2 protein-coding genes are annotated in these 1,965 nt (G+C 63.2%); both read right to left on the reverse strand.

Translation table 11 applies throughout. The annotated features are described in order from the left end of the window. Window positions 1-22: 22 nt before the first annotated feature. Window positions 23-1,627, reverse strand: a complete 1,605-nt coding sequence (gene tnpC / locus NKH60_RS34805) for an IS66 family transposase (protein ID WP_352875104.1) — start codon at window positions 1,625-1,627, stop codon at window positions 23-25. Between the two features lie 73 nt (window positions 1,628-1,700). Then, on the reverse strand, window positions 1,701-1,895 hold the full coding sequence (gene tnpB, locus NKH60_RS34810) for an IS66 family insertion sequence element accessory protein TnpB (protein WP_352875106.1): 195 nt from the start codon (window positions 1,893-1,895) through the stop codon (window positions 1,701-1,703). Between the last annotated feature and the right edge of the window lie 70 nt (window positions 1,896-1,965).

Here is a 1,965-nt window from a genome sequence, read left to right on the forward strand (position 1 = left end):
GTAAGCGGGCAGCTGAGGCCGTTCAGCGCTGGTAATTCCATGGCATGAGGGCGTCGATATCGCTGTTTGGCCAGCCATTGGCAATGCGCTCGAGGGTCAGGGTGAGCCAGGCGTGCGGATCGACCTGATTCATCTTGGCGGTGGTCAGCAGGGTGGCGATGGTGGCCCATGTCCGTCCGCCGCCGTCGCTGCCTGCGAAGAGGCTGTTCTTTCGGGTAATTGTCTGTGGCCTGATCGCGCGCTCGACGGTGTTGGAGTCGATTTCGATCCGGCCGTCAGTGAGGAAGCGCTCCAGCGCGGCACGCCGGCCGAGTGCATAGCGGATCGCCTCGGCCGGCTTCGATTTTCCCGACAACTTGGGCAGCTCCTTTTCCCACAGCGCAAAGAGAGCGGCAACGATGACGGCGGATTTCTCCTGACGCGCAGTTATCCGTACTGCCGGGTCCTGGCCGCGTACGGCCTCCTCGGCGGCCCACAGTGGGGCCATCTGCGCCACCGTCTGCGAGGCGATAACGGAGGAGCCTGCGGCATGCAGTTCGTAGAACTTGCGCCGCACGTGCGACCAGCACGCCGCCAGCATCACGCCGTCATTGCCCCGATCGGATCGGGCCAGCCGGTTATAGGCGGCGTATCCGTCGACTTGCAGGATGCCGCGATAGCCGTCCAGATGACGGGCGACACATTCGCCGGCGCGGCTGTCCTCGAAGCGGTAGGCGACGATGGGCGGTCCGCTGCCACCGAACGGCCGATCATCGCGCAGATAGGTCCACAGGTAGGCCGTCTTGGCCTTGCCCGATCCTGGGGCCAGCGTTGGCAGGGTGGTCTCATCGGCAAAGACCCGCTCACCCTGCTTGATGCGGGTCAATGCGTAATCGGCGAGCGGCTCGAGCTCGAAGCCGACCTTGCCCATCCACTGCGCCATCTGTGACCGGTCGATCTCGACCTGATCGCGGGCATAGATCGCTTCCTGGCGGTAGAGCGGCAGGCCATCGGCGTATTTCGACACCGCGATCTGCGCCAGCAGCGCTTCGGTCGGAATGCCGCTTTCGATGATGCGGGCGGGCGCGGCTGCCTGGATGACGCCGTCCCAACCCTTGTAGGCATATTTGGGGCGACGCGTAACGATCACCCGGAACTTCGCCGGGGTGACATCGAGCCGCTCGGAGACGTCCTCGCCAATCAGGATCTTTGCCAGCCTTTCGCAGCCAGCAGGCGTTTCGGGCTCGATAACCACCTCGACCCGTTCGAGATGGGCCGCAAAGCCTTTGCGAGGACGCGGAGCGCGCTTCGCTTTCGAGCCGCCCGCAGACTTCTCCATCTGCGCTTGGATGGCCGCCACGCCGGTTTCGATCTCGTCGAAGACCAGAGCATACTGCTCCTCGCTCAGCGCACCGGCCCGCAACCTTTCGGAGCGGCTGCCGAAGCGCGACCGCTCCAGCATCTTCACCACCGCCGTCAGTCGTGCGATCCGCTCCTCAGCGCTCTTGTTGACCAACTCGAGATGCGTATTGTGGGCTTCGAGATCGGCATTACGCTCTTCCAGACCGGCGGCTTTTTCGGCCATGGCAACAACCATCGCCTTGAGCGCGTCAACGTCGTCCGGGAGCGCGAGATCGGGTGCCGACATGGCCAAAATCAGAGCATATTCGCGGGCAATTTTCCCGCGTTTTCAGGCCCCTGATTCATCATGCCGCAGGGTTTTACCCAACCGATTGCGGCCGCCTGACGGTCTCCGTTCGAACCCGTTTCCAGTCCATTCCGTCAACCAGAGCCATGAGCTGAGCATGATTGAGCTGGACCCGGTGGTGGCCGATCCGCGGCCAGCAGAACTTCGCCTCATCCAGCCGCTTGGCATAAAGACACACGCCGCTGCCGTCCCACCAGACGATCTTGATCCTGTCCGCTCTTTTGGCGCGGAATACATAAAGTGCGCCGTTGAACGGTTATGTGGCGCGCCACATAACC

The organism is Mesorhizobium sp. M1006 (genome assembly GCF_040318825.1).
In the GTDB taxonomy this organism is placed as follows: Bacteria; Pseudomonadota; Alphaproteobacteria; order Rhizobiales; family Rhizobiaceae; genus Mesorhizobium.